The sequence below is a fragment of the Pseudomonas quercus genome, assembly GCF_012033695.1.
GTDB classification, from domain to species: domain Bacteria; phylum Pseudomonadota; class Gammaproteobacteria; order Pseudomonadales; family Pseudomonadaceae; genus Aquipseudomonas; species Aquipseudomonas quercus.
Window position 1 is genome coordinate 1 of record NZ_JAAVJI010000018.1, and the last position, 19904, is coordinate 19904.

Genomic DNA, 19904 nt, shown 5'->3' on the forward strand with positions numbered 1-19904 from the left:
TATGCCTTTCCCTGTGGGGCCTGGCTTGCCAGCGCTTGGTTTGGCCTGGGCACCTTGCGGTGCCATTCGCCGGCAAGCCGGCTCCCACAGGTGTTGAGGCGCTGGTATGCCTTTCCCTGGGGGGGCTGGCTTGCCAGCGCTTGGTTTGCCCTGGGCACCTTACGGTGCCATTCGCCGGCAAGCCGGCTCCCACAGGTGTTGAGGCGCTGGTATGCCTTTCCCTGTGGGGCCTGGCTTGCCAGCGCTTGGTTTGGCCTGGGCACCTTGCGGTGCCATTCGCCGGCAAGCCGGCTCCCACAGGTGTTGAGGCGCGGGTATGCCTCCCCCTGTGAGACCTGGCTTGCCAGCGCTTGGTTTGCCTTGGGCACCTTAAGGTGCCATTCGCCGGCAAGCCGGCTCCCACAGGTGATGAGGCGCTGGTATGCCTTTCCCTGTGGGGCTTGGCTTGCCAGCGCTTGGTTTGGCCTGGGCACCTTGCGGTGCCATTCGCCGGCAAGCCGGCTCCCACAGGTGTTGAGGCGCTGGTATGCCTTTCCCTGGGGGGCTGGCTTGCCAGCGCTTGGTTTGCCCTGGGCACCTTACGGTGCCATTCGCCGGCAAGCCGGCTCCCACAGGGATGAGGCGCTGGTATGCCTTTCCCTGGGGGGGCTGGCTTGCCAGCGCTTGGTCTGGCCTGGGCACCTTACGGTGCCATTCGCCGGCAAGCCGGCTCCCACAGGGATGAGGCCCTGGTATGCCTTTCCCTGTGGGACCTGGCGAAGCCAGGGAACAGGGCCACAGGCGCCTGCGTCGCGGAGGCTTACCGCGTCTGCACAGGCTTGGCGTCGATCTTCACGCGCATCAGGCTATAGGGTTTTTCGCGCAGGTCCTTGCCGCCGTGGAAGAGGGCCTGGCGGTGGAGCTGGTTGGCGATAAAGTACAGGTAGCCGTCAGCACCCACCGACAAGGTATCGGGCCACAGCACGCGCGGGTCGTGAACAATGGTCTGCCAGCTGCCGTCGGCCAGGCGCTTGCGGATGCTGTTGTCTTCATAGTCGCCTGCGTAAACGGCGCCCTGGCTATCAGCCTCCAGCCCGTCGGAGGGGCCTTTTTCGCCTAGGTCCTGCACGGCGGCGGCGAGCTGTTGCTCGGTGGCTTTCGGGTCACGCAGCAAGGCCGTAGGCACTGAGAAGAGGTGGCGGCTGGACAGCGGGCAGAAGTACAGGGTTTGGCGGTCCGCCGATAACGCAATGCCATCCGCGGCGACGGCAAAGGGTTTGGTACTGCCATCGGCCCCACGGATCTTCAACACCTGGCCTTCTACCCTGGGCACGAAGCCGGGGTCTGCCGAGGTGGACGCTGCACCATTCAGGCGCCGTACGGCCGTGCCCGTGGCCAGGTCCAGCACGATGATCGCGCCGGGCCCGCTCAGGGACGAGTCGGTGACGTAGGCCACACCCTCTTTGCCGGCGCTGAAGTCAAAGCGTACGTCGTTTACGTAGGTGCTGGGCAAGATCACATTCTTGGGGAACACCACGGTCTTCACGACTTTGTTGGTCTTGAGGTCCACCGCAATCAGCTTGGCGCCGCCGGTCACCGGCTCGGAAAATTGAGGCGCGGCGGTGTCCAGTATCCACACATGCCCTAGCCCGTCGGCGACCACACTTTGTACGCTGATAAGCCCTTTTTCCGGGTGCTCAGCGTTGGCCTGGTTTATCGCCAGGTCAGGGTAGGGTACTACCTTGCCGTCACGCAGCTCACCCACGGTAAAGGGTACGTCATCGCCCCAGCGTGGGAAGTTGACGAACAGGCGGCCCTGTTCACTCACCGTCACGCCCGTGGGCATGGCGGCAGGGAAAGCGAATACCTGTTCCAAGTGGCCCACCGGGGTGTCTTGAGGCAGGGTGCTCGACGCCGCAGCGGCTGCCGTCTGGCTGCCAAGCGCTACCGCTAATGCCAGAGAGGTGAGCGGTACGAAGTGTTTAAACGACACAGCAAGTTTCCTTAGCCCCAGATCGTGAGGCGGCTGTCATAAATAGGCGAAACCATCGGCTTCCGTGTACTGGCGGCCAGCTTGAAGGCTTCGGCTAGGTTCTGACAGCTACAAAATGCGATAACGCTTTCACTGCCACAGAGAAAGCCGACGGTTACGGCGAAACCTCGTTCAGAAACTCACGGATGACCGGAATAATGGCCTGCCATGGGTTTCCAGCGCCAAGTGCCCATTCAGGATGTGAGCAAATCCCACCGCCGCCGCTGGTGCAGCATGGCCACGTGTGGCAACCGCATGAAGGTGGCGGCGTTTCGCGCTCGCAAGAAACCTGAATAACGAGCAGTGCATGCCGCCACCGCCTTCGTCAGTGCCCCACCTGCAAATCCATCGCCCCAGGCTTGTCATGCACACCAAACCGGTCCACTAGGGTAGTGGTGGCGCGGTTCATGCCAATGACATCTACCGTGAGCCCGGCCTTGCGCAACTTCAGCACCACCTTGTCCAGGGCCGCCACGGCGGTGATATCCCAGAAGTGAGCCTCTCGCAGGTCGATGGTGAGGGTGTCCAACGGTTCCTTGAGGTCGAACGCGGTGCTGAACCGGTCTGCCGAGCCAAAGAACACCTGCCCACGCACGTAGTAGGTGCGGTGGCTGTGGGCCGGGTCGCGTTGGGAGCTCACGTCCATGAAGCGGGCGATCTTGTTGGCGAAGAACATCGCAGCCAGGAGCGTGCCGGCGATCACACCATAGGCCAGGTTGTGGGTGGCGACCACCACTACCACGGTCACCACCATCACGATGTTGGTGGACAGCGGGTATGCCCTCATGTCACGGATCGACGCCCAGCTGAAGGTGCTGATGGACACCATGATCATCACAGCGACCAGGGCCGCCATGGGAATACGCGCCAGCCAGTCGCCCAGGAACAGCATCATCACCAGCAGGAGCACCCCGGCACTGAGTGTGGACAGTCGAGTTCTGCCGCCAGACTTCACGTTGATCATCGACTGCCCGATCATGGCACAGCCTGCCATGCCTCCGATCAGGCCAGACGCAATGTTGGCAATCCCCTGGCCCTTGCATTCGCGGTTCTTGTCACTGGGGGTATCGGTAAGGTCATCCACGATGGTAGCCGTCATCATAGATTCCAGCAGGCCCACCACTGCCAAGGCCGCTGAGTAGGGCAGGATGATAACCAGGGTGTGCAGGGTGAGCGGCACACTGGGCCACAGGAAGATCGGCAAGCTGTCTGGCAGCGCTCCCATATCACCCACCGTATGAACGTTCAGGCCCAAATACACCGCAATGGCCGTAAGTACAACGATGCACACCAGCGGCGATGGCAGAAGCCGGCCTAGCACCGGAAGGCGCGGGAATAGGTAAATGATTGCCAGGCCGCCGGCTGTCAGGGCATACACAGGCCAGGTAACCCCAGTCAGTTCTGGCAGTTGTGCCATGAAAATAAGAATGGCCAGCGCATTCACAAACCCTGTGACCACCGAGCGCGACACAAACCGCATCAGCGCGCCCAAGCGCAAGTAGCCAGCCAACAGCTGAAACACACCACACAAAAGCGTCGCGGCCAGCAGGTACTGAAGGCCATGGTCCTTGACCAGGTTTACCATCAGCAAGGCCATGGCGCCGGTGGCGGCAGAAATCATGGCGGGTCGGCCGCCGACGAAGGCGATGACCGTGCAGATACAAAACGAGGCATACAGGCCCACTTTAGGGTCCACGCCAGAGATGATGGAGAAGGCGATGGCCTCGGGAATAAGGGCAAGGGCTACCACTAAGCCGGCCAGTACGTCCGCGCGGACGTTGCCCAGCCAGTTTGATTTCAGGTTTTGAAACATTGAGTCACCCATAGCAGGCGCACCACGGCACAGAGCGCTACGCGCTGCCCGATGCAGGTACGTCTGTTCGATAGTGTTGGAGAACGCTGTGGGCAAATACAGGCGCACAGAAGGGTGCGGCTTCCCCTAGGGGGCCGGCTGAGGTGTGGCGAGGGGGGGGAGCGCTATGGCGGCGTAGGCAGCCAGTTGGAACGAGGCAAGGCGATTATCCAAGGGTCGGTTTAGGTTCAACGCGGTCATTCTAGAAAGGCAGCAGTACAGGATCAAGTCAGGGCGACGAGCGTACCTGCGTGGGTAAAAAATAGTTCAGCCGACAGGCCTTAATGAGAATATTTCTCTGTATCATCCGCGCTGATTTTGACCTTGTAGCTGAACGAGACCTTTACATGCGTTATGCGTTTGCTTCGCTGTGCGTGCTACACACCTTCTCGCTGAGTGTCTGGGCGGACAGCCCGGCAGCAGTCGACCTGCCTTCGATCGACGTGCAGGCCAGCAGCCTGGAGCCTGAGGGCGATGAAGCAGGCTATCGAGCCACGCACACTTCAAGCGCCACTCGCACCGACACGGATCTGCACGAGGTACCGCAGTCTGTGTCGGTCATTTCCGCCCAAGTGCTGAAAGACAGCAATGTTACCCGCTTGCAGGATGCCCTGGACTATGGCGGCGGCATTGGCAGGGCCAACAACTTCGGAGGGCAGGGCCTTACCACGTATACCGTGCGCGGCTTCACCACGGGTGAGTTCTACCGCAATGGCTTCCCGGTCAATCGTGGTTATCCCAATGCACCTGATGCCAACACCCTCGACCATGTGGATATCCTGCGAGGCCCGGCAGCGACAATGTATGGTCGCAGTGACCCCGGGGGGACGTTCAACATTGTCAGCAAACAGCCACAGGCCGAGCAGAAAACCACCGTGGGTGGGCAAGTGGACAATGAGGGCTTGTACCGGGGGACTCTAGACACCACCGGTGCCGTGAATGCCACCAAGACGCTCACGTACCGCCTGAACCTGATGGGCGAAGGCGGCGATACTTTTCGAGACTCTGTGGACACCGAGCGCTATGACCTGGCCCCGGTCATCCAGTGGCAAGCCACAGACAGCACCCGTGTGACCTTCGAAGGTGACTACCTGCGCAACAATCATCCACTGGACCGAGGCAATACCCATTACCCAGGCCAGTCGGTAACTGCCGGTCGCCATACCTATGTCTGGGAAAAGGGCGCCGACAACCTGTTGCACAATGATAACAACATGACGCAGTTGCGCTTCGAACACCTGCTCAATGACAACTGGACGCTCAGCGGTGGGGTGCAGTGGATAGACGGTCGGCTCAAGGGCAATGCCGTGGAAGCTAATGGTATTCAGGTGGATGGGCGTACCCTGGACCGCAACTTCAACTGGCGCCAGTTGGACTGGAAGGACCAGGATATTCAGGTGAACCTGTCCGGCCAGTTCAACACTGGCCGTATCGAGCACACCTTCCTGGCTGGTTTGGAGTATGAAACCTACGACTACACTTCGATCATCCGGCGCTCCAACCCGCTGAGCCCCTACCCGATTGACCTGCTCAATCCGGTGCTAGGCCAGCCGCGGCCGGCGCTCACGCGCACCACTACCCATGACCATGAGCAATTGAACAGCTTGGCAGCGTTCGTTCAAGACCAGATGCGCCTTACCGAGCGCCTGAAACTGCTGGTAGGTGCACGTATCGAACGCGACGACCACGATTACGACAACAAGCTGCCCCAAAGTGTGGATTGGAACAAGACCGAAAGCGCCATCACGCCCCGCTACGGCCTGGTCTACGATCTCACGCCCCAGGTGGCGGTGTATGGCAGCTATTCCAAGTCCTTCAAGCCAAACACAGGTGCGGCCCGCGAGGGCAGTGGGTTCGATGCAGAAAAAGGCGCGTCCTATGAGCTTGGCGTAAAGTGGAAAGCCCTGGATGACCAGTTAAGCGTGGACGCGGCGATTTTCCACACCGTCAAAGACAACGTGCTCACCCTGGACCCAGTGGACCCAACCTACAGTGTGGCAGCAGGACGTGTGCGCAGCCGGGGCCTGGACCTGAACGTGGCAGGCAACCTCACAGCACAATGGCGCATACTCGCAGGTTATTCCTATGCCGATGCGCAAGTGGTCAAAGACAATTCACTGGCTACGGGTACCCGCCTGGCCAACATTCCCCGCAGCAGCTACAACCTGCTCAACGTGTATGAGTTCCACAATGGGGCCCTTAGTGGTCTAGGCCTGGGGCTGGGCGTACGTCATGTGGCCGAACGCGCCGGGCAAACCGCCAATGCCACCTATTCCATGGCCAGCTACACCGTAGCGGATGTACTGAGTTTCTATCAAGTTACCCCCAAACTGCGCGTTAACCTGGACCTTAAAAATCTCTTCAACGAAGATTACGAGGAGGGTGCGTTCAACCTGTACGCTTACCCGGGAGCGCCACGCACCGTCCAGACAGGGTTTACATACACATTTTAAGCGGGCGGGATGTCGGGCGCAGGGGCTACCGAGCTACTGGAAAGGGTGTAAAGGATGAGCCAGGGGCGACCCTTCACAGTCAGGGACGCCGTGGCATCGGACGCCCTGTGTATTGCAGCACTTGGCCTGCAGGTATTTCTGGATACCTATGCCACCGAGGGCATTCGTACCGCCCTCGCGCAGGAAGCGTTGGAAGCGTTTTCGCTGGAAAACGTGGCAAGCCTGCTAGGCACGCCTGGCGTCATGCTGCTGGTCGCCGACTACAAAGGCCATATGGTGGGCTTTGCACAGCTGGCCTTGAACACTGCTCACGACCTGATTGCCTGCCCCCACGCCTGCGAACTTCAGCGCCTTTATGTTCAGGAGCGCTTCACAGGAAAGGGCGTAGGGGCTCGCTTGTTAACCCAGGCCGAAAGGCGGGCCCACGCCGAAGGTGCCTCCTCGCTCTGGGCGACAGTGTGGGTCGAAAACCAGCGAGCCCTGGCGTTCTACCCTCGCCAGGGGTATGAACACCGGGGGTCGCCCTCTTATACCTTTCAAGGGGAAACCCACGGGAATGTGCTGTTTGCAAAGCGCCTGCTTGTTTAGTGGCTGGCTACGTTCGTAGGCAAAGACATGCGCAGCAGCACCAAGAGCCGCGCACGGCTGGGTTGGCAGCCAAGCGGCCTTGGCCTGCTGGCCGATATCCACCAAGGCCTCAACCCTTGATCAGGACCCGAGGGCGTCAGGGCCTACGAAGGCGCGCCATGCTCAGCGCATCCACATAGGTTCCATCGCGCACAGCGTAATCGCGCAGCCGGCCTTCATGCTCGAAGCCGAACTTTTCGTACAGCCTGATGGCAGCCTCGTTGTCGGCAAACACCGTCAGCTCCACCCGCCGCAGGTTCATCCAGTCATCGGCCACGGCCAAGGCAGCGGCCATCAGCCGGGTACCGACACCCTTGCCCTGCCAGGCAGAGGCAACGCCCATACCAATGGTGCCCACATGGCTCTGGCGGATACGTGAGTACTGTTCAAGGCTGATGTTGCCCACTACTTCACCTTGGTGCAGCGCCACCAGCGGTATGCGCCGGTCGGTCGTGGCTTCCAGGCGTTTGCGCCACACGTCAATGGATTGATAAGGCATTTGCAGCACCTGGCGGCACACCGCTGGGTCGCGGTACAGCTGGGTGATGCCGGCCAAGTGCACCGCTTGGAGGGGTTCGATAGCGATATGGGGCAGGGAAACAGACACTGCGGTTCATCCTTTGAAAGGGCAGATGGGCCAGCATACCCTTGGTAGAGCCCGCCAGTCTTCTGGATCCTTTCTACAGCCGTTGCTAAAGCCCAGCGCCAGGCAGTCGATACACCTGTTCATGACTAGCCTCGCGGCACTGGCACGGTGCCTGGGCCGCGTCATTTCAGGGAACAGTGACTTGTGATCATCGGCATCGACCTGGGTACTACCAATAGCCTTGTATGCGCCTGGGATGGCGAAAAAGCCCGGCTTCTCCCCAATGCTCTGGGCAACGCGCTTACGCCTAGCGTGGTAGGGCTGGACGACGATGGCCAGTTAGTAGTAGGTGACATTGCACGGGAGCGGCTGCCTACCCACCCGCACCTTACGGCAGCCCTGTTCAAACGCTACATGGGCAGTGACCGGGAAACCCGCCTGGGGGGGCGGGCCTATCGCGCGGAGGAGTTGTCCGCCATGCTGCTGCGAAGCCTTAAAGACGACGCTGAACGCGCATTGGGCGAGCCGGTTACCGAAGCGGTGATCAGCGTACCGGCCTATTTCAGCGACGCACAACGCAAAGCGACCCGTATCGCCGGGGAACTGGCCGGGCTCAAGGTAGACAAGCTGATCAACGAGCCTACCGCAGCAGCCTTGGCTTACGGGCTGGAGCAACGTGGGGAAGCCACTTTCCTGATATTCGACTTGGGGGGCGGCACGTTCGACGTGTCCATCCTGGAACTGTTCGAAGGCGTGATGGAGGTACGTGCCAGCGCCGGAGACAACTTCCTGGGAGGGGAGGATTTCGACGATGCGATCGTGGCGCATTTTATCGCCAAGGTGGGCGCTTCAGACCTGCCGGACACTCAGCAGCCTGCCATTGCCCAACGCTTGCGCCGCGAAGCCCAGCGCGTGCGCCATGCCTTGGGGCAAACCTCACAGGCGCGCTTTACGCTGCGTGAGCAGGACCGGGAATGGCACCTTGAGCTGACCCAGCAAGCCATGGCCGACCTGATGCAGCCCTTGTTGGAACGCCTGCGAACCCCTATTGAACGCGCGCTGCGCGACGCTCGCATCAAGGTTGCCGACCTGGATGAGATTCTGCTGGTGGGCGGTACTACCCGCATGCCGTTGGTGCGCAAACTGGTAGCCACCTTGTTTGGACGTATCCCGGCCATGCAACTCAACCCAGACGAAGTGGTGGGGCAGGGTGCAGCGATCCAGGCGGCGCTGCTGGCGCGTCATGCGTCTCTGGAAGAAGTGGTGCTCACTGACGTGTGCCCCTACACCTTGGGCATTGAAACCACCGTGCAGCACGGGGCTAACTTTCAGGATGGCCATTACCTGCCCATCATCGAGCGCAATACCGTGGTGCCGGTCAGCCGGTCTCGTACGGTCTCTACTCTGCGTGATAACCAGAAAGTCGTGAGGCTCGGTATTTACCAAGGTGAAAGCCGGTTGGTGAAAGACAACATTTTTCTAGGTGAACTGGAGATCCCTGTACCGCTGCGCAAGGCCGGTGAAGTGACCCTGGAGGTGCGCTTTACCTACGATAACAACGGCTTGCTTGAAGCCCAGGTGCATTTGCCGATCAATGGCGAAACACGCCGATTGGTGATCGAAAACAACCCAGGCGTGCTGGCGCCCGAGGAGATTGCCCGCCGCCTGGCTGCTCTGGAGGCGCTCAAGGTGCACCCGCGAGACCAGCAAGCCAATACCGTGCTACTGGCGCGGCTGGATCGTCTTTACCAGGAAACACTCGGCAGCGGGCGCGAATATATCGCAGGGCTGGCCAACCATTTCCAGCAGGCGCTCGATAGCCAGGACGAGCGGCTGATACGCGACGTCCGTGGCGATGTGCAGCTCAGGCTCATGCACCTTGAGCAGGAGGGTTAAGCCATGACAAACCATTGGCAACTGCTGGAACTGCCACCTGACGCCGACGAACGCAGTATCAAGCGCGCCTATGCCCGCTTGCTCAAGACGCACCGGCCTGACGAAAACGCCGACAACTTCCAGCGCCTGCGCGAAGCCTATGAAGCATCGCTGGCGGAAGCACGCTGGCGAGCTGAAGGCGAAGCGGAAGAACCCGTCAATAACATCACCCGTGATTGTTCATCGGTGCAGGCCTCGGCGGCTGAGTGGTCTCATGTTCAGCCTGCTGTTGTGCAAGCAAACACCTCGGTTGCTAGCCCGCCCACGCCCAGCCTAGATCAGATGCAGCAATGGCTGGCTGACGGCCAGGACCGACGGGTGCTTGAAGGATTACGCCACTGGCTGGCCAGCGACTGGCTGCTGCCCTTGGAGCGGCGGCAACAGTTCGACCGCTCAGTGTTCGATTGGCTGGAGGCTGCCGAAGGGTGGTCGCCGGCGTTCTTCGATGCTGTGTGCCAGATGATGCAGTGGGACGATACCCACGGCGATCTGCCGGTAGAGCCCTGGCGCTGGCGTGGGATGATCCGGCGGTGTGAAGTACAGGCCATGGCCGATAGCTTGCGCCTGGAGCTGGAAAGCTACAACGGTGACACGGCCGTGGGCCGAGCGGCGACCCTATTGCTAAAGCCCCTTACAGACTGTCAGCGCCGCCTGTTGGCCGACCGCTGTACTCCACAGGACTGGCAGCGCTTTACCGAACTGGCCAAGAGCATTGAATACTATCCCGAACTACCAGGCCTGTTAGGGTTAGAACCTCTCAAAACGTGGCGTAACTGGCTGCCAGCCGGCAATTACTGGGAGTTACGGGTGTTTCTATGGGCGGCCCTCACTAGTGTGCTGGTGCTGGGAAGCTTGATGCATGCGGGGCTGCGCACGGATCTTCTATCGGTAGCCATCCTGTCATCGATGACCTTCGGAGCAATTATCTTTGGCCAGAAAGCGTACAACGTCTGGGCCAGCGCGGCGATGGGGTCAGCCTCCATGGACATTACCGTCAGCCAGCGGTTGATACCGGCGCGCTGGTACCGGGGTGGGGCAGGCCTGCTGGTTTTCCGCCACGTGATACCGAGTGTAGTGCCGGCGTTGCTGTTGTACCTGATGTCAGGGTCATGGTTGGGTCTCAAAGTGATCAATGCGTTGGTAGCCTACCTAGGCACGCTGTACCTCACTGACATGGCCCTATGTGGCAAGGTGTCAGTGCTTGGTCGTGGCCGCCTTATCATCGAGAAACAGCTTCAGCGGTTGCCGTGGCACTGGCTTCGAAGAGACGCCCTGCTTGGCATAGCTGCCGTAGTAGGCGCTGCAGCGGCCATGTACCTAAGTGTGCGAGGCTAGCGGCTGACAGTGAAACCACTGAAACCGCGGGTGGCCGATCACTGATCCCGCGCTTCACTTGGCGCGCCGCAGGGCCATAACCGACCTGTGTACGTCACGATAGGCCCAAGCAGTGGCATGTTGATTTCTATATTGAAGCAAAAGGCGCCTGCGGCCTCCGCCTCGTAGCTTCTGCCCGAAGGCAGCAGCGCGCGGGGCATTGGAATGCCAGCCAGGTACCAGTGGGTTGGAACGAATAACAGCGTGTCGCCTTCGATCACCAAGGCCAGTGCAAAGGTCGCCAGGCCGAAGCGTTCCATCAGCCAAATGCGGCCCTGTTCCTGTTTGACCCATTGCACCGTGGCCAGGGTGTTTTCGCCGAAACACCGTACCCACCGCTCGATACCCGGTTCTGGCGAACAGGTAAGGGTGACTGGAATGTCACTGCCGGCCTTGGGAAACCTGAACAGGTTAGCGGCCAGCCGTGCGACCAGGCCCGGACCACGGGACACGTTAGCGGTGCCCTCCCATTGCTGGGCTTTCTCCCCTTGATGCATAGCCTTCAGGCAGGGCGACAGGGTATCGAACGCCGGCCCGAGTACCTGCCGGTACAACGCAGTGGCTGAGCCGTTTGAAGACATGTGCATACCGTGTGTGGTGCGTTTAGCCATTGGCCAGTTCCTTTGCTCAGTATTCCTGCGCACGTGCCCGTGAAGTTAAACCCATACACCCCTCAAGATTGCTGTGCCAGGCCGATACCACCACAAACAGGCCCTTTTTCTCGCACAGGAACGTCGAGACATGATTATCCGTCGTCTTAAGCTCGCCCCTCGGGCTTTCGTTTTCTTCTCGGCCATCGTAGCGATCGTGCTGGCCTTGGGCACGCTTTCCATTTTCGAAATGAAAAAGCTCTATGACGCGGAACAGGATGTGGAAACCAATTGGACCCTGGGCATCCGCTATGCCGGCCAGATGCACAGCGGGCTGCTAAGGTTGCGGCTGGAAAGCCTGCGCGGCGCAACCACGTCGGATGAGGGGCTGCGTCAGCAGACGATCGCTGCCTTTGCAGGGTATCGCGCGGCTTTTATGAGTGCCATCAAGCAATATGAAACCACGGTGTCTGGCGATGACGACCAGGCCCTGTATAACGCTATACGCACCAGCGCTACAGGTTACGACCAACTGCTGAACCAGCTTGAGCCGCTGCTGCGCAATGGCGATGGTGCCGCAGCGGTCGCACTGATCAACGGTACCATCCGCCCCCTGACTAACACACTGGAAGGCCAGATCGACAGCCTGGTGGCTTTGAATGACAAAGGTGCCGCCGCTGCAGGCAAGGCCGCGGGTGCCGTGTATGCCTCCAGCCGCGCCTGGGTGGTAGGGTTGATTGCCGCAGCGGTGCTGGCGACCATTGCGCTGGCGCTGTTGCTGATCCGTAGCATCACTCAACCCATCGGAGAGGCTGTTGCCATCGCTCAACGCATTGCCCGCAAGGACCTCACCGAACAGATCAATGCGGTGGGGCAGGACGAAGCGGCCAGCATGCTAGCCGCACTGGCCCAGATGCAGGGCAACTTGCGCCAGACCATCACTCACATTTCGGACAGTTCGGCCCAGTTGGCCGCTGCTGCGGAAGAAATGACAGCGGTCACCGAAGATGCCAGCCGCGGCCTGCTGCGGCAGAACGATGAAGTCGACCAGGCCGCCAGCGCTGTTACCCAGATGAGCTCGGCGGTCGATGAGGTCGCGCGAAATGCTGCAGAGGCCGCGAGTGCCTCGGCCCATACCCAGTCACTGACCAATGAAGGCCTGGGCAAGGTGGCGCAGACCCTTACCGCCATTCAAGCGCTAGCCACTAACGTTGGGAGCACCAGCACCCAGGTTCAGATGCTGTCCACACGTGCCAAAGAGATCAACACCGTAGTGGAGGTGATCCGCTCCATTGCTGAACAGACCAATTTGCTGGCTTTGAACGCGGCCATTGAGGCAGCGCGCGCCGGTGAACAGGGTAGGGGGTTTGCCGTGGTAGCGGATGAGGTGCGTGCGCTGGCTCACCGTACACAGCAGTCTACGCGTGAGATCGAGCAAATGATTGGTTCCATTCAGGCCGACTCCGTACAAGCGGTTCAAGCCATGGAACACAGTCAAGCGATGGCTACCAGCTCCTCTACTGTGGCTCAGCAGGCCAGCACTGCCTTGGCCCAGATATCGGATTCCATCAACCTTATCAACGAACGTAACGTGCTCATTGCTACGGCGGCCGAAGAACAGGCCCAGGTGGCCCGTGAGATTGACCAGAACATCATCAGCATTCGCGATTTGTCTACGCAGAGCGCCGCGGGCGCTAGCCAGACAGCCGTCGCCAGCGGTGAGGTATCTAACCTGGCTACCGGCCTGACCCGCGTGGTGGGTGAGTTCAACCTCTAGACGGTGGACCACCCTGTTGGAGGCCCAGCTTCAGCGCTTCTGAGACGTACTGCTGGAGCTCGGCCGGGTGGCGAATCGCTTTTTCCAAGCCATTGATCCCAGCAATGACCTGGCGCCCAGACCGGGCGGCTATCCATGCGGTCAAGGTGTCGCCTACCAGAGGGTGTGCAAACTGCACCAGTGGAATACAGAGGCGAGCCGCGGCACCTTCGTGCCTGTTGCCCTCAGCGGCTGATGAAGGCGCTGAATAGGTAAGGCCTGCTTTGTCCAATGTGTCGGTGATGTGCCGTAGCTCCGTGCGCGTGCTTTCAGTGGGCGTAGGCTCGTCAGGGCCCGGCATCAAGAGGAGAGTCACCTGGGTTTGATCGGACATCGGGATGCTCCCTATAGGGCATGGTAGGGTCTGGCTAGGGTAACAGACGCCGGCATACGAAAAGCTGAACTGCCGTCGGGATGGTGTACCTAACGTGTGTATACCAATAAGCGTTTCGCTAACAGCCTGCCCGTCAGCTTGAAGCGAGCGCTGCTCCCTACGATGAAAAAGGAACGTCGCCATGACAGACCCACGTAACGTTGCACACGATAAGAAAGTACAGCAGGAAAAGAAGAATCACGGTGAGGAAATTGCGCCAGGTGCAGAGCATGCGCCACAGCCTGGGCACAAGCCTGCCCTGAAGCATGATGAAGACAAGCAAGGCGACGACGAGTAAGCGAAGGGGCAAGCGCCTGTCACGGGTGGGGCTCAGCGCCCCGCCTAGCTGACGTGCCTATTTATCCAAGTTAGCGGGTATCAGGCGGGCTGCTTATGCAGCAAGTGGTTTACCTTGGCCTCGAACACATCCAGTAGCCAGGGTTTGGGGAGCACATGCGCGCCTGGGGGCAGGCTGTGCTGGCTGGTACCTAGGTAGCCGCTGCATACCAGCACAGGCACTTCAGGCGCATTGCTGAAGGCGTCCCAAGCCAAGTCGTGACCTGTGGATTGGCCTGGCGTTGTGAGGTCGGTCAGTACCAAGTCCCAGTGCCTTCCAGGCTCTGCAAACAGGACGCGGCCTTCGTCAGCTGTGGAGGCCGAAACAGGGTGCAGGCCGATGTCCGTCAGTACGTCACAGATAAGATCGCGCAAGACAGGATCGTCCTCTACAACCAGCACGTGATTTAAATGTGTCATAAGCGTCAGGTAATGTTCAGGGCGTGGTACAGCTATGGAGTCTCGTTTGGCTTAAAAGGTCGCCAAGATCTGCCAAACGGGCGCTTTGTAGAGGAAATAGCTGATTACTTGTACGTCTGAATTCTTCCTGTACAGCTTTGGCAGGGCGAGTTGACCGTGGTTTGAGGCAGGGCACTAGCGCTCAGCGAGCGTGTACCCCATCGGTGACGGTCCTCAAGCGCTGGGCTTGTACGGCCTTAGTCGGCGGCCTGGCTGGAAAACTGCTCCACAGCTGCCACTACACTGTTGGCACCTTGCTGGATCTCCTTGATCACCTCATCGGCATCACTGGCCAGCGCCAGCGCGGCCTCGGCCTGCTGCTTGCTGTGCCCGATCATGCTGACTGCGTTGGAGGCCAGGGCCTGGTTTTTCTTGACCACATCCACGATCTCGCCGGTGGCCTGGGTCGTTCGGGAGGCCAACTGCCGTACTTCGTCTGCTACTACGGCGAACCCGCGGCCTTGTTCCCCGGCGCGCGCCGCCTCGATAGCCGCGTTCAGCGCCAGAAGGTTGGTCTGGTCGGCGATGCTGCCAATGGTCTTGACGATGGTACCGATCACTTGGCCTTGGGCGTCCAGGGCTTTGATGCCTTGGGTAGCATCTTCCATCAGCGTAGACAGCTGGTTGAGCACAGTGACCGTGCTCTGGATGACCTCACGCCCTTGGCGGGCGCTGGTGTCGGTGCGCAGCGAGGTGCCGTGGGCCATGTCTGCCGCTTCCGAAACAGCACGCTCCCGGTTCACCTGGTCCGTAATCACAGTGGCGAACTTGACGATTTTATATAAGGTGCCATTGGCATCCAGGATCGGGTTGTAAGACGCCTCCAGCCAGATCTCCCGGCCACTTTTGTCTACCCGGCAGAACCGGCCTGCGACATAGATACCGCGCCGCAACGTGTCCCAGAACTGCTCGTACTTGGCCGACTGGGCTTCCTGCGGCAAGCAGAACATGCGGTGGTGCTTGCCCTGAATCTGCGGCAGCGTGTAGCCCACCCCGTCCAGGAAGTTCTGGTTGGCCGTGAGCACGATACCGTCCAGGGTAAATTCAATCACTGCGGTAGAACGCATCAAGGCGCCCACCAAGGCTTCGTTTTCCCTGGAGGCTTCGATGGTGCGTGTCAACACGCTGGAGTACAACATGACCCGTTCGGCACGCCCGTCCTTGCGCGAAAACGGTATCACCAGGGTCCTCAACCAAACGTGGCCACCTTCACGGCGGCATAGCCGCAGGGTGCCGCTGAAATGCTTGCCCTCGGCAATGGCATCCAGTGCCCGCCGCTGGTGAACGTCATTGGCCAGCTCGGGGGGTGTAAGTTCGCGTAGGGGCCGCCCGCTCAATGCCGCCTTGGTATAGCCCAACTCCTGCTCGAACAGAGTGTTGGCGTCCAGAACGGCGCCGTTCTCGTCCAAGGTCACAGCAACTGTTTCACGGTCCAGGGTTTCCTTTACGTGCTCCAGTGCTGCAAGCCGTTGTTCCAGGCTGTTGATCTTGTCTTTAAGGTGAGCATTGAACATGACGGCGGCTCAAGGGAGGGTGATGTCTAGCTATCGGCCCGGCTTCGTTTACCTTGAGCGCAATCTACCTATTCAGCCAAATAATGTACTCATGCCGCAGTACCCTCTGCTGTGCTCTGCCCAATCAGCTCCACCGCCTGTTCATGGTGCACCGGTGCGAAGTAGAAACTGTTTGGCGTAAGCCCGGCGACCTGGTCGCCCACCAAGGTGACCTGGAACGAGCGGCCTTGGTCATCCGCCGTAAAGTTGCGCACATAGGTGCGGTCCACTGCGGCGTTGTAGCTGACGTTAAGCGTGGTGCCGGTGCCGTCGCCCAGGCTGGTAAAGCCCAGGTCTCGTACGTAGAGCGCGTCCATGCTCTGGCTGTAGTCGGTGATCAGGTCCGAATGGCTTTGGGTGGCGGTGCGGTAGCTGTCTTCCAGGCGGTTGAATATGAACAGGTCGCCACCGCTACCACCTGTCAGCCGGTCGGCCCCGGCACCCCCTGTCAGCTGATCCATGTTGGCACCACCGTCGATACGGTCATTACCAGCACCGCCATTGATCACGTCCCGGTTGTTGCCGCCTACCAGTACATCGTTACTGTCAGTACCGGTGAGGGTGTCACGGTAAGGGGGCAGGCTGTCCACCACCTTGGCGCCGGGAACCAGGGCGAAGTCGATGCCGGTCAGTTGCAGGCCATTCACTTGGTTGCCGTTCACCGCCACTTCAAAGTGGCCCCCCTGGCTGTTCTGTTCCTTGGAGTAGAGTCGAGTCAGGTCGTGAGCGCTGTCGTAGGCCAACGTAAGCGTCGTGCCGGTGCCGTCCCCCAGGCCGGTAAATCCTAGCCGGCTGACGTCAATGCGGTCGGAGGCGTTGAGGTCGAAGTCAGTGATAAAGTCCCGGCCTTGGGTACCGCCAGATCCGGTCACGGTACTGTCCGCCAGCGCACTGAACAGGAACGTATCGGCCCCTGAGCCACCGCTCAAGCGATCACCACCAGCACCACCATCCAAGCGGTCATCGCTGCCCAGGCCGGAGAGGGTGTCACGCCCAGCACCGCCCACCAGGGTCTCTTCACCGTGAGTAGTGCCCTTGAGCGTGTCGGCGCCGTCTGTGCCCGTGATCAAGGTCTGGAAGTTGGCCGCTGTAAGCTGCCCACGGTAATCGCCTTCCAGGCCCACTTCGAAGCGATGGCCTTGGGCATCGGCGTCATAGTTCTTCAGGTAGGTGATGTTCTTGGCCGCGTTGTACACCACGGCCAGGGTGCCGTTGTGACCGTCGCCTAAACCCGTGAGGCCCAGCCCGGCTACGTCGAACTTATCCGTGGTCACGTTGAACTGGGAAATTCGGTCGGCATGGCTGCTGGAGGCGTCGCGATAGCTGTCGTCTACCGTGTCGTAGCGGAAGGTGGTTGTGGTGGTGTAACGCACGCTTGGCAAGGTACCTGACAATAGGTCGATGCCGGCACCCCCTACCAGTACACCATGGCCCACACCCGAAAGCAGGCGGTCATTGCCGTCTCCACCATAGATCACCCGGTTGTTGTAGTTGAAACCATTGTAATAGTCGATGTAGTCATCTCCGGCGGTGCCACTGGTGTAGATGGTCCGCTCGTTCGCCAATAGTCGACTGTCTTCCCCTGTCAATTGAGGGGCGGTGAGGCTCGCGCCAATGTAATTGTCTTCTATACGCGTAGCGTTGCTGCTGCCGGTTTCCTGTACCACAGGCCCCAGTACGGATTTTTCGCCGGAACGCTCGTCCAGGAATTGGTTACCGCGCACAAGCGTGCCCGTACTGTCTTCCAAACCTATGGCCTGCAACTGGTCCTGGTTGCCGCCGTAGTTCAGGAACGTATTGTCGATGACCTGCGTGCCTTGGGCATCTACGGCTTGCAACGCCGCCCCGCGCGCGCTGGTGTGCAGGTCAACCTGCTCAACTACGGCACCCACCGTACCTTGCAGGTGGACCCCATCAAGGCCGTTGGACGATACCTGGCCACCAATCAGTGAACCTGCCGCGCCGGTGGCATCGCCTTCGAAGGCTACGCCATGGCCTTTGTTAGCTGTGATGTAGGTGTCCTGTACGTTGAGCGGCCCGATGACCGTCACCCCGTTCCCACCATTGTCCCTGCTTGTGATGTCAGTGACTTGGCTGTTTACCAATCCAGAAGCAATGATGCCATCGAGTTTATTGTCGGAGATGTACCCGCCGTTGACCGTCACTTGGCTGCCGTTGCCCCGCAGGTCCAGCCCATAGCCGGACATCTGTGCAGCTTGCACCTGCTCCAGGCTTACGTCAGTACTATCGCCCAGCACAAAGCCGCTGACTTCACCCGTGTTATGGGCGCGGTTGCCATCCAGTCGCAGGAAGGCCACACCGGTATGGTCGCCAACACTGCGTACCAAGGCGTCGGTGGTGCTGGCACCGCTGGCCAGTTTCAGGGTGGACGGGTTGGCATAGCCACGCGCCCCTTCCAGGGTGACGTTGTCCTTGAGCAATAGGGCAGCGCCACCTTCGACAGCACTCACCAGGTACTTGCCGCCTGTAAGGTAGACCGTTCCGCCACCGGACGCAGAAGCAGCGTCGATCGCCGCCTGAAGGGCCTGGGTGTCGTTGGTGCGTCCATCACCACGTGCGCCAAAATCACTTGCATTGAAATCGGTCATCGGTTGTTCCTGGTAGGTGTTAGCAAAAGTGCTCAGGTTTAGAACGCGTCATTTGCCAGCAGGCGCCTTAACGATTCAAGGCTTGTCGCCCAAGGGTAGCAACGGATAAACGAATCGGCGCTCTCGTGTGGCGATTTCGCTGGCATTCGTCATCGCCTCATGAAAACCGCAGCGCTCCAGCACGCGGCGTGAACCTCTGTTTTCATCGAAGACCCAGGCCACGAGTGCGTGCAGCGCCCAGCGCACCCGGGCCTGGTACATCAGATGTTCGAGCGCTAATGTGGCCAACCCTTGGCGGGTGGCTTGCTGGGCAATGCGATAGCCCACTTCGGCTTCACCAGCCGCTTGGTTGATGGCTTTGAGGTTGGCGCGGCCCACAATGTCGCCCTTAGGGGTACAGAGCACGAAGGGGTGCCAGGTGCCTGCAGCTAGCCCCTGAAGGTAGGTGTCGATATGCTCGGCCACGCCGTCGAGCGAATAGAACGAAGGCGGGCGGGCCTCGATATGGGCGTCGAACCAGGCGCGGTTGGCCTGTTCGAACGCCAGCAGTGCCGGTGCGTCGGTGTGTTGCAGTTCGCGAATGTAAACGTTCTCGACCATCCCTGGACCTCTCTAGAATCCCCACCTTTTCGCAGGCGCGTGGCATGGGGTACATTCCCGGCCGTGCGCAGCAGGGCCCCTGTAGGAAGCTGGCGAAGCCTGCGAACCTGGCCAAACAGGTGACGCACTCTACCTTCCCGGCCTACGCCTTCGGCTACGACCAGTCCCACAACACGCGGCGTGCAGCGGGGCCTCTGTAGGAAGCTGGCGAAGCCTGCGAACCTGGCCGAACAGGTGACGCACTATACCTTCCCGGCCTACGCCTTCGGCTACGACCAGTCCCACAACAGGCTGCGTGCGGCAGGGCCCCTGTAGGAAGCTGGCGAAGCCTGCGAACCTGGCCAAACAGGTGACGCACTATACATTCCCGGCCTTCGCCTTCGGCTACGACCAGTCCCACAACGGCCGTGCGCAGCAGGGCCCCTGTAGGAAGCTGGCGAAGCCTGCGAACCTGGCCAAACAGGTGACGCACTATACCTTCCCGGCCTACGCGTTCGGCTACGGCCAGTCCCACAACACGCGGCGTGCAGCGGGGCCTCTGTAGGAAGCTGGCGAAGCCTGCGAACCTGGGCCAACAGGTAACGCAGGATACATTCCCGGCCTTCGCCTTCGGCTACGACCAGTCCCACAACAGGGCCCCTGTAGGAAGCTGGCGAAGCCTGCGAACCTGGGCCAACAGGTAACGCAGGATACATTCCCGGCCTTCGCCTTCGGCTACGGCCAGTCCCAC

Annotated in this window: 17 protein-coding genes and 3 pseudogenes; 10 read left to right on the forward strand and 10 right to left on the reverse strand. The window is 60.3% G+C overall.

Going from position 1 to position 19904, the window contains the following annotated elements:
* Positions 1–799: 799 nt before the first annotated feature.
* On the reverse strand, positions 800–1972 hold the full coding sequence (locus tag HBH25_RS20960; protein WP_168085882.1) for an L-dopachrome tautomerase-related protein: 1173 nt from the start codon (positions 1970–1972) through the stop codon (positions 800–802).
* A gap of 237 nt (positions 1973–2209) precedes the next feature.
* Between HBH25_RS20960 and HBH25_RS20965 the strand changes: the two are divergent.
* Positions 2210–2308: pseudogene (locus tag HBH25_RS20965) on the forward strand (CGNR zinc finger domain-containing protein); the annotation flags it as partial.
* 28 nt (positions 2309–2336) lie between these two features.
* Here the strand turns inward: HBH25_RS20965 and HBH25_RS20970 are convergent.
* Positions 2337–3824 (reverse strand): SulP family inorganic anion transporter, encoded by a 1488-nt coding sequence (locus tag HBH25_RS20970; RefSeq protein ID WP_168085883.1) that lies wholly within the window; start codon positions 3822–3824, stop codon positions 2337–2339.
* Positions 3825–4210: 386 nt separating this feature from the next.
* Here HBH25_RS20970 and HBH25_RS20975 point away from each other — a divergent pair, with 386 nt between their 5' ends.
* On the forward strand, positions 4211–6316 hold the full coding sequence (locus HBH25_RS20975; protein WP_168085884.1) for a TonB-dependent siderophore receptor: 2106 nt from the start codon (positions 4211–4213) through the stop codon (positions 6314–6316).
* 54 nt (positions 6317–6370) lie between these two features.
* Positions 6371–6904 carry a GNAT family N-acetyltransferase gene (locus tag HBH25_RS20980; protein ID WP_168085885.1) on the forward strand — a complete coding sequence of 178 codons (534 nt, stop codon included), beginning with the start codon at positions 6371–6373 and terminating at the stop codon, positions 6902–6904.
* A 136-nt stretch (positions 6905–7040) separates the two neighbouring features.
* Here HBH25_RS20980 and HBH25_RS20985 read toward each other — a convergent pair whose 3' ends face one another.
* Positions 7041–7550: a GNAT family N-acetyltransferase gene (locus HBH25_RS20985; RefSeq protein ID WP_168085886.1), complete on the reverse strand. Its 510-nt coding sequence runs from the start codon at positions 7548–7550 to the stop codon at positions 7041–7043.
* A 183-nt stretch (positions 7551–7733) separates the two neighbouring features.
* Here HBH25_RS20985 and HBH25_RS20990 point away from each other — a divergent pair, with 183 nt between their 5' ends.
* Both HBH25_RS20990 and HBH25_RS20995 read left to right on the forward strand, forming a co-directional pair.
* Positions 7734–9425 (forward strand): Hsp70 family protein, encoded by a 1692-nt coding sequence (locus HBH25_RS20990; RefSeq protein WP_168085887.1) that lies wholly within the window; start codon positions 7734–7736, stop codon positions 9423–9425.
* Between the two features lie 3 nt (positions 9426–9428).
* The gene (locus HBH25_RS20995; protein WP_168085888.1) at positions 9429–10799 is read left to right on the forward strand and encodes a J domain-containing protein; all 1371 of its coding nucleotides are present in this window, start codon (positions 9429–9431) and stop codon (positions 10797–10799) included.
* A 38-nt stretch (positions 10800–10837) separates the two neighbouring features.
* Here the strand turns inward: HBH25_RS20995 and HBH25_RS21000 are convergent, their stop codons facing one another.
* The gene (locus tag HBH25_RS21000; protein ID WP_168085889.1) at positions 10838–11449 is read right to left on the reverse strand and encodes a DUF4166 domain-containing protein; all 612 of its coding nucleotides are present in this window, start codon (positions 11447–11449) and stop codon (positions 10838–10840) included.
* A gap of 130 nt (positions 11450–11579) precedes the next feature.
* On the opposite strand from HBH25_RS21000, the pseudogene HBH25_RS23860 reads away from it, so the two are divergent.
* Both HBH25_RS23860 and HBH25_RS23865 read left to right on the forward strand, forming a co-directional pair.
* Positions 11580–12350: pseudogene (locus HBH25_RS23860) on the forward strand (MCP four helix bundle domain-containing protein); the annotation flags it as partial.
* 66 nt (positions 12351–12416) lie between these two features.
* A complete protein-coding gene (locus tag HBH25_RS23865; RefSeq protein WP_420708525.1) occupies positions 12417–13205 on the forward strand; it encodes a methyl-accepting chemotaxis protein in 789 nt (262 codons plus the stop codon).
* On the opposite strand, the gene HBH25_RS21010 is transcribed toward HBH25_RS23865, so the two are convergent.
* A complete protein-coding gene (locus tag HBH25_RS21010; protein WP_168085891.1) occupies positions 13195–13578 on the reverse strand; it encodes a hypothetical protein in 384 nt (127 codons plus the stop codon). The genes HBH25_RS23865 and HBH25_RS21010 overlap by 11 nt on opposite strands.
* A gap of 181 nt (positions 13579–13759) precedes the next feature.
* Here HBH25_RS21010 and HBH25_RS21015 point away from each other — a divergent pair, with 181 nt between their 5' ends.
* Complete coding sequence (locus tag HBH25_RS21015; RefSeq protein WP_168085892.1) at positions 13760–13915, forward strand: hypothetical protein; 156 nt, start codon at positions 13760–13762, stop codon at positions 13913–13915.
* Between the two features lie 80 nt (positions 13916–13995).
* Here the strand turns inward: HBH25_RS21015 and HBH25_RS21020 are convergent, their stop codons facing one another.
* The 5 genes and pseudogenes from HBH25_RS21020 to HBH25_RS21035 all read right to left on the reverse strand — a co-directional run bounded on the left by HBH25_RS21020 (position 13996) and on the right by HBH25_RS21035 (position 19174).
* Positions 13996–14328: a response regulator gene (locus HBH25_RS21020; RefSeq protein WP_168085893.1), complete on the reverse strand. Its 333-nt coding sequence runs from the start codon at positions 14326–14328 to the stop codon at positions 13996–13998.
* A 281-nt stretch (positions 14329–14609) separates the two neighbouring features.
* A complete protein-coding gene (locus tag HBH25_RS23870; protein WP_420708526.1) occupies positions 14610–15119 on the reverse strand; it encodes a methyl-accepting chemotaxis protein in 510 nt (169 codons plus the stop codon).
* A 30-nt stretch (positions 15120–15149) separates the two neighbouring features.
* Positions 15150–15926, reverse strand: a pseudogene (locus HBH25_RS23875) (PAS domain-containing protein); the annotation flags it as partial.
* A gap of 89 nt (positions 15927–16015) precedes the next feature.
* Entirely contained in the window at positions 16016–18574 is a 2559-nt protein-coding gene (locus tag HBH25_RS21030) for a calcium-binding protein (RefSeq protein WP_168085895.1), read from the reverse strand.
* A 75-nt stretch (positions 18575–18649) separates the two neighbouring features.
* A complete protein-coding gene (locus HBH25_RS21035; RefSeq protein ID WP_168085896.1) occupies positions 18650–19174 on the reverse strand; it encodes a GNAT family N-acetyltransferase in 525 nt (174 codons plus the stop codon).
* Positions 19175–19218: 44 nt separating this feature from the next.
* Between HBH25_RS21035 and HBH25_RS21040 the strand changes: the two genes are divergently transcribed.
* On the forward strand, positions 19219–19374 hold the full coding sequence (locus HBH25_RS21040) for a hypothetical protein (RefSeq protein ID WP_168085897.1): 156 nt from the start codon (positions 19219–19221) through the stop codon (positions 19372–19374).
* 149 nt (positions 19375–19523) lie between these two features.
* Positions 19524–19718, forward strand: coding sequence for a hypothetical protein (locus HBH25_RS21045; protein ID WP_168085898.1), 195 nt, complete (start codon positions 19524–19526; stop codon positions 19716–19718).
* The last annotated feature ends 186 nt before the right edge of the window (positions 19719–19904 follow it).

What these genes read in the sequence shown, in the direction of transcription:
- HBH25_RS20970 (WP_168085883.1), bottom strand. Translation starts at nt 3,824, where the DNA reads ATGTTTCAAAACCTGAAATCAAACTGGCTGGGCAACGTCCGCGCGGAC.
- HBH25_RS20975 (WP_168085884.1), top strand. Translation starts at nt 4,211, where the DNA reads ATGCGTTATGCGTTTGCTTCGCTGTGCGTGCTACACACCTTCTCGCTG.
- HBH25_RS20980 (WP_168085885.1), top strand. Translation starts at nt 6,371, where the DNA reads ATGAGCCAGGGGCGACCCTTCACAGTCAGGGACGCCGTGGCATCGGAC.
- HBH25_RS20995 (WP_168085888.1), top strand. Translation starts at nt 9,429, where the DNA reads ATGACAAACCATTGGCAACTGCTGGAACTGCCACCTGACGCCGACGAA.
- HBH25_RS21000 (WP_168085889.1), bottom strand. Translation starts at nt 11,449, where the DNA reads ATGGCTAAACGCACCACACACGGTATGCACATGTCTTCAAACGGCTCA.
- HBH25_RS23865 (WP_420708525.1), top strand. Translation starts at nt 12,417, where the DNA reads ATGACAGCGGTCACCGAAGATGCCAGCCGCGGCCTGCTGCGGCAGAAC.
- HBH25_RS21010 (WP_168085891.1), bottom strand. Translation starts at nt 13,578, where the DNA reads ATGTCCGATCAAACCCAGGTGACTCTCCTCTTGATGCCGGGCCCTGAC.
- HBH25_RS21015 (WP_168085892.1), top strand. Translation starts at nt 13,760, where the DNA reads ATGACAGACCCACGTAACGTTGCACACGATAAGAAAGTACAGCAGGAA.
- HBH25_RS23870 (WP_420708526.1), bottom strand. Translation starts at nt 15,119, where the DNA reads ATGGCCCACGGCACCTCGCTGCGCACCGACACCAGCGCCCGCCAAGGG.
- HBH25_RS21030 (WP_168085895.1), bottom strand. Translation starts at nt 18,574, where the DNA reads ATGACCGATTTCAATGCAAGTGATTTTGGCGCACGTGGTGATGGACGC.
- HBH25_RS21035 (WP_168085896.1), bottom strand. Translation starts at nt 19,174, where the DNA reads ATGGTCGAGAACGTTTACATTCGCGAACTGCAACACACCGACGCACCG.
- HBH25_RS21040 (WP_168085897.1), top strand. Translation starts at nt 19,219, where the DNA reads ATGGGGTACATTCCCGGCCGTGCGCAGCAGGGCCCCTGTAGGAAGCTG.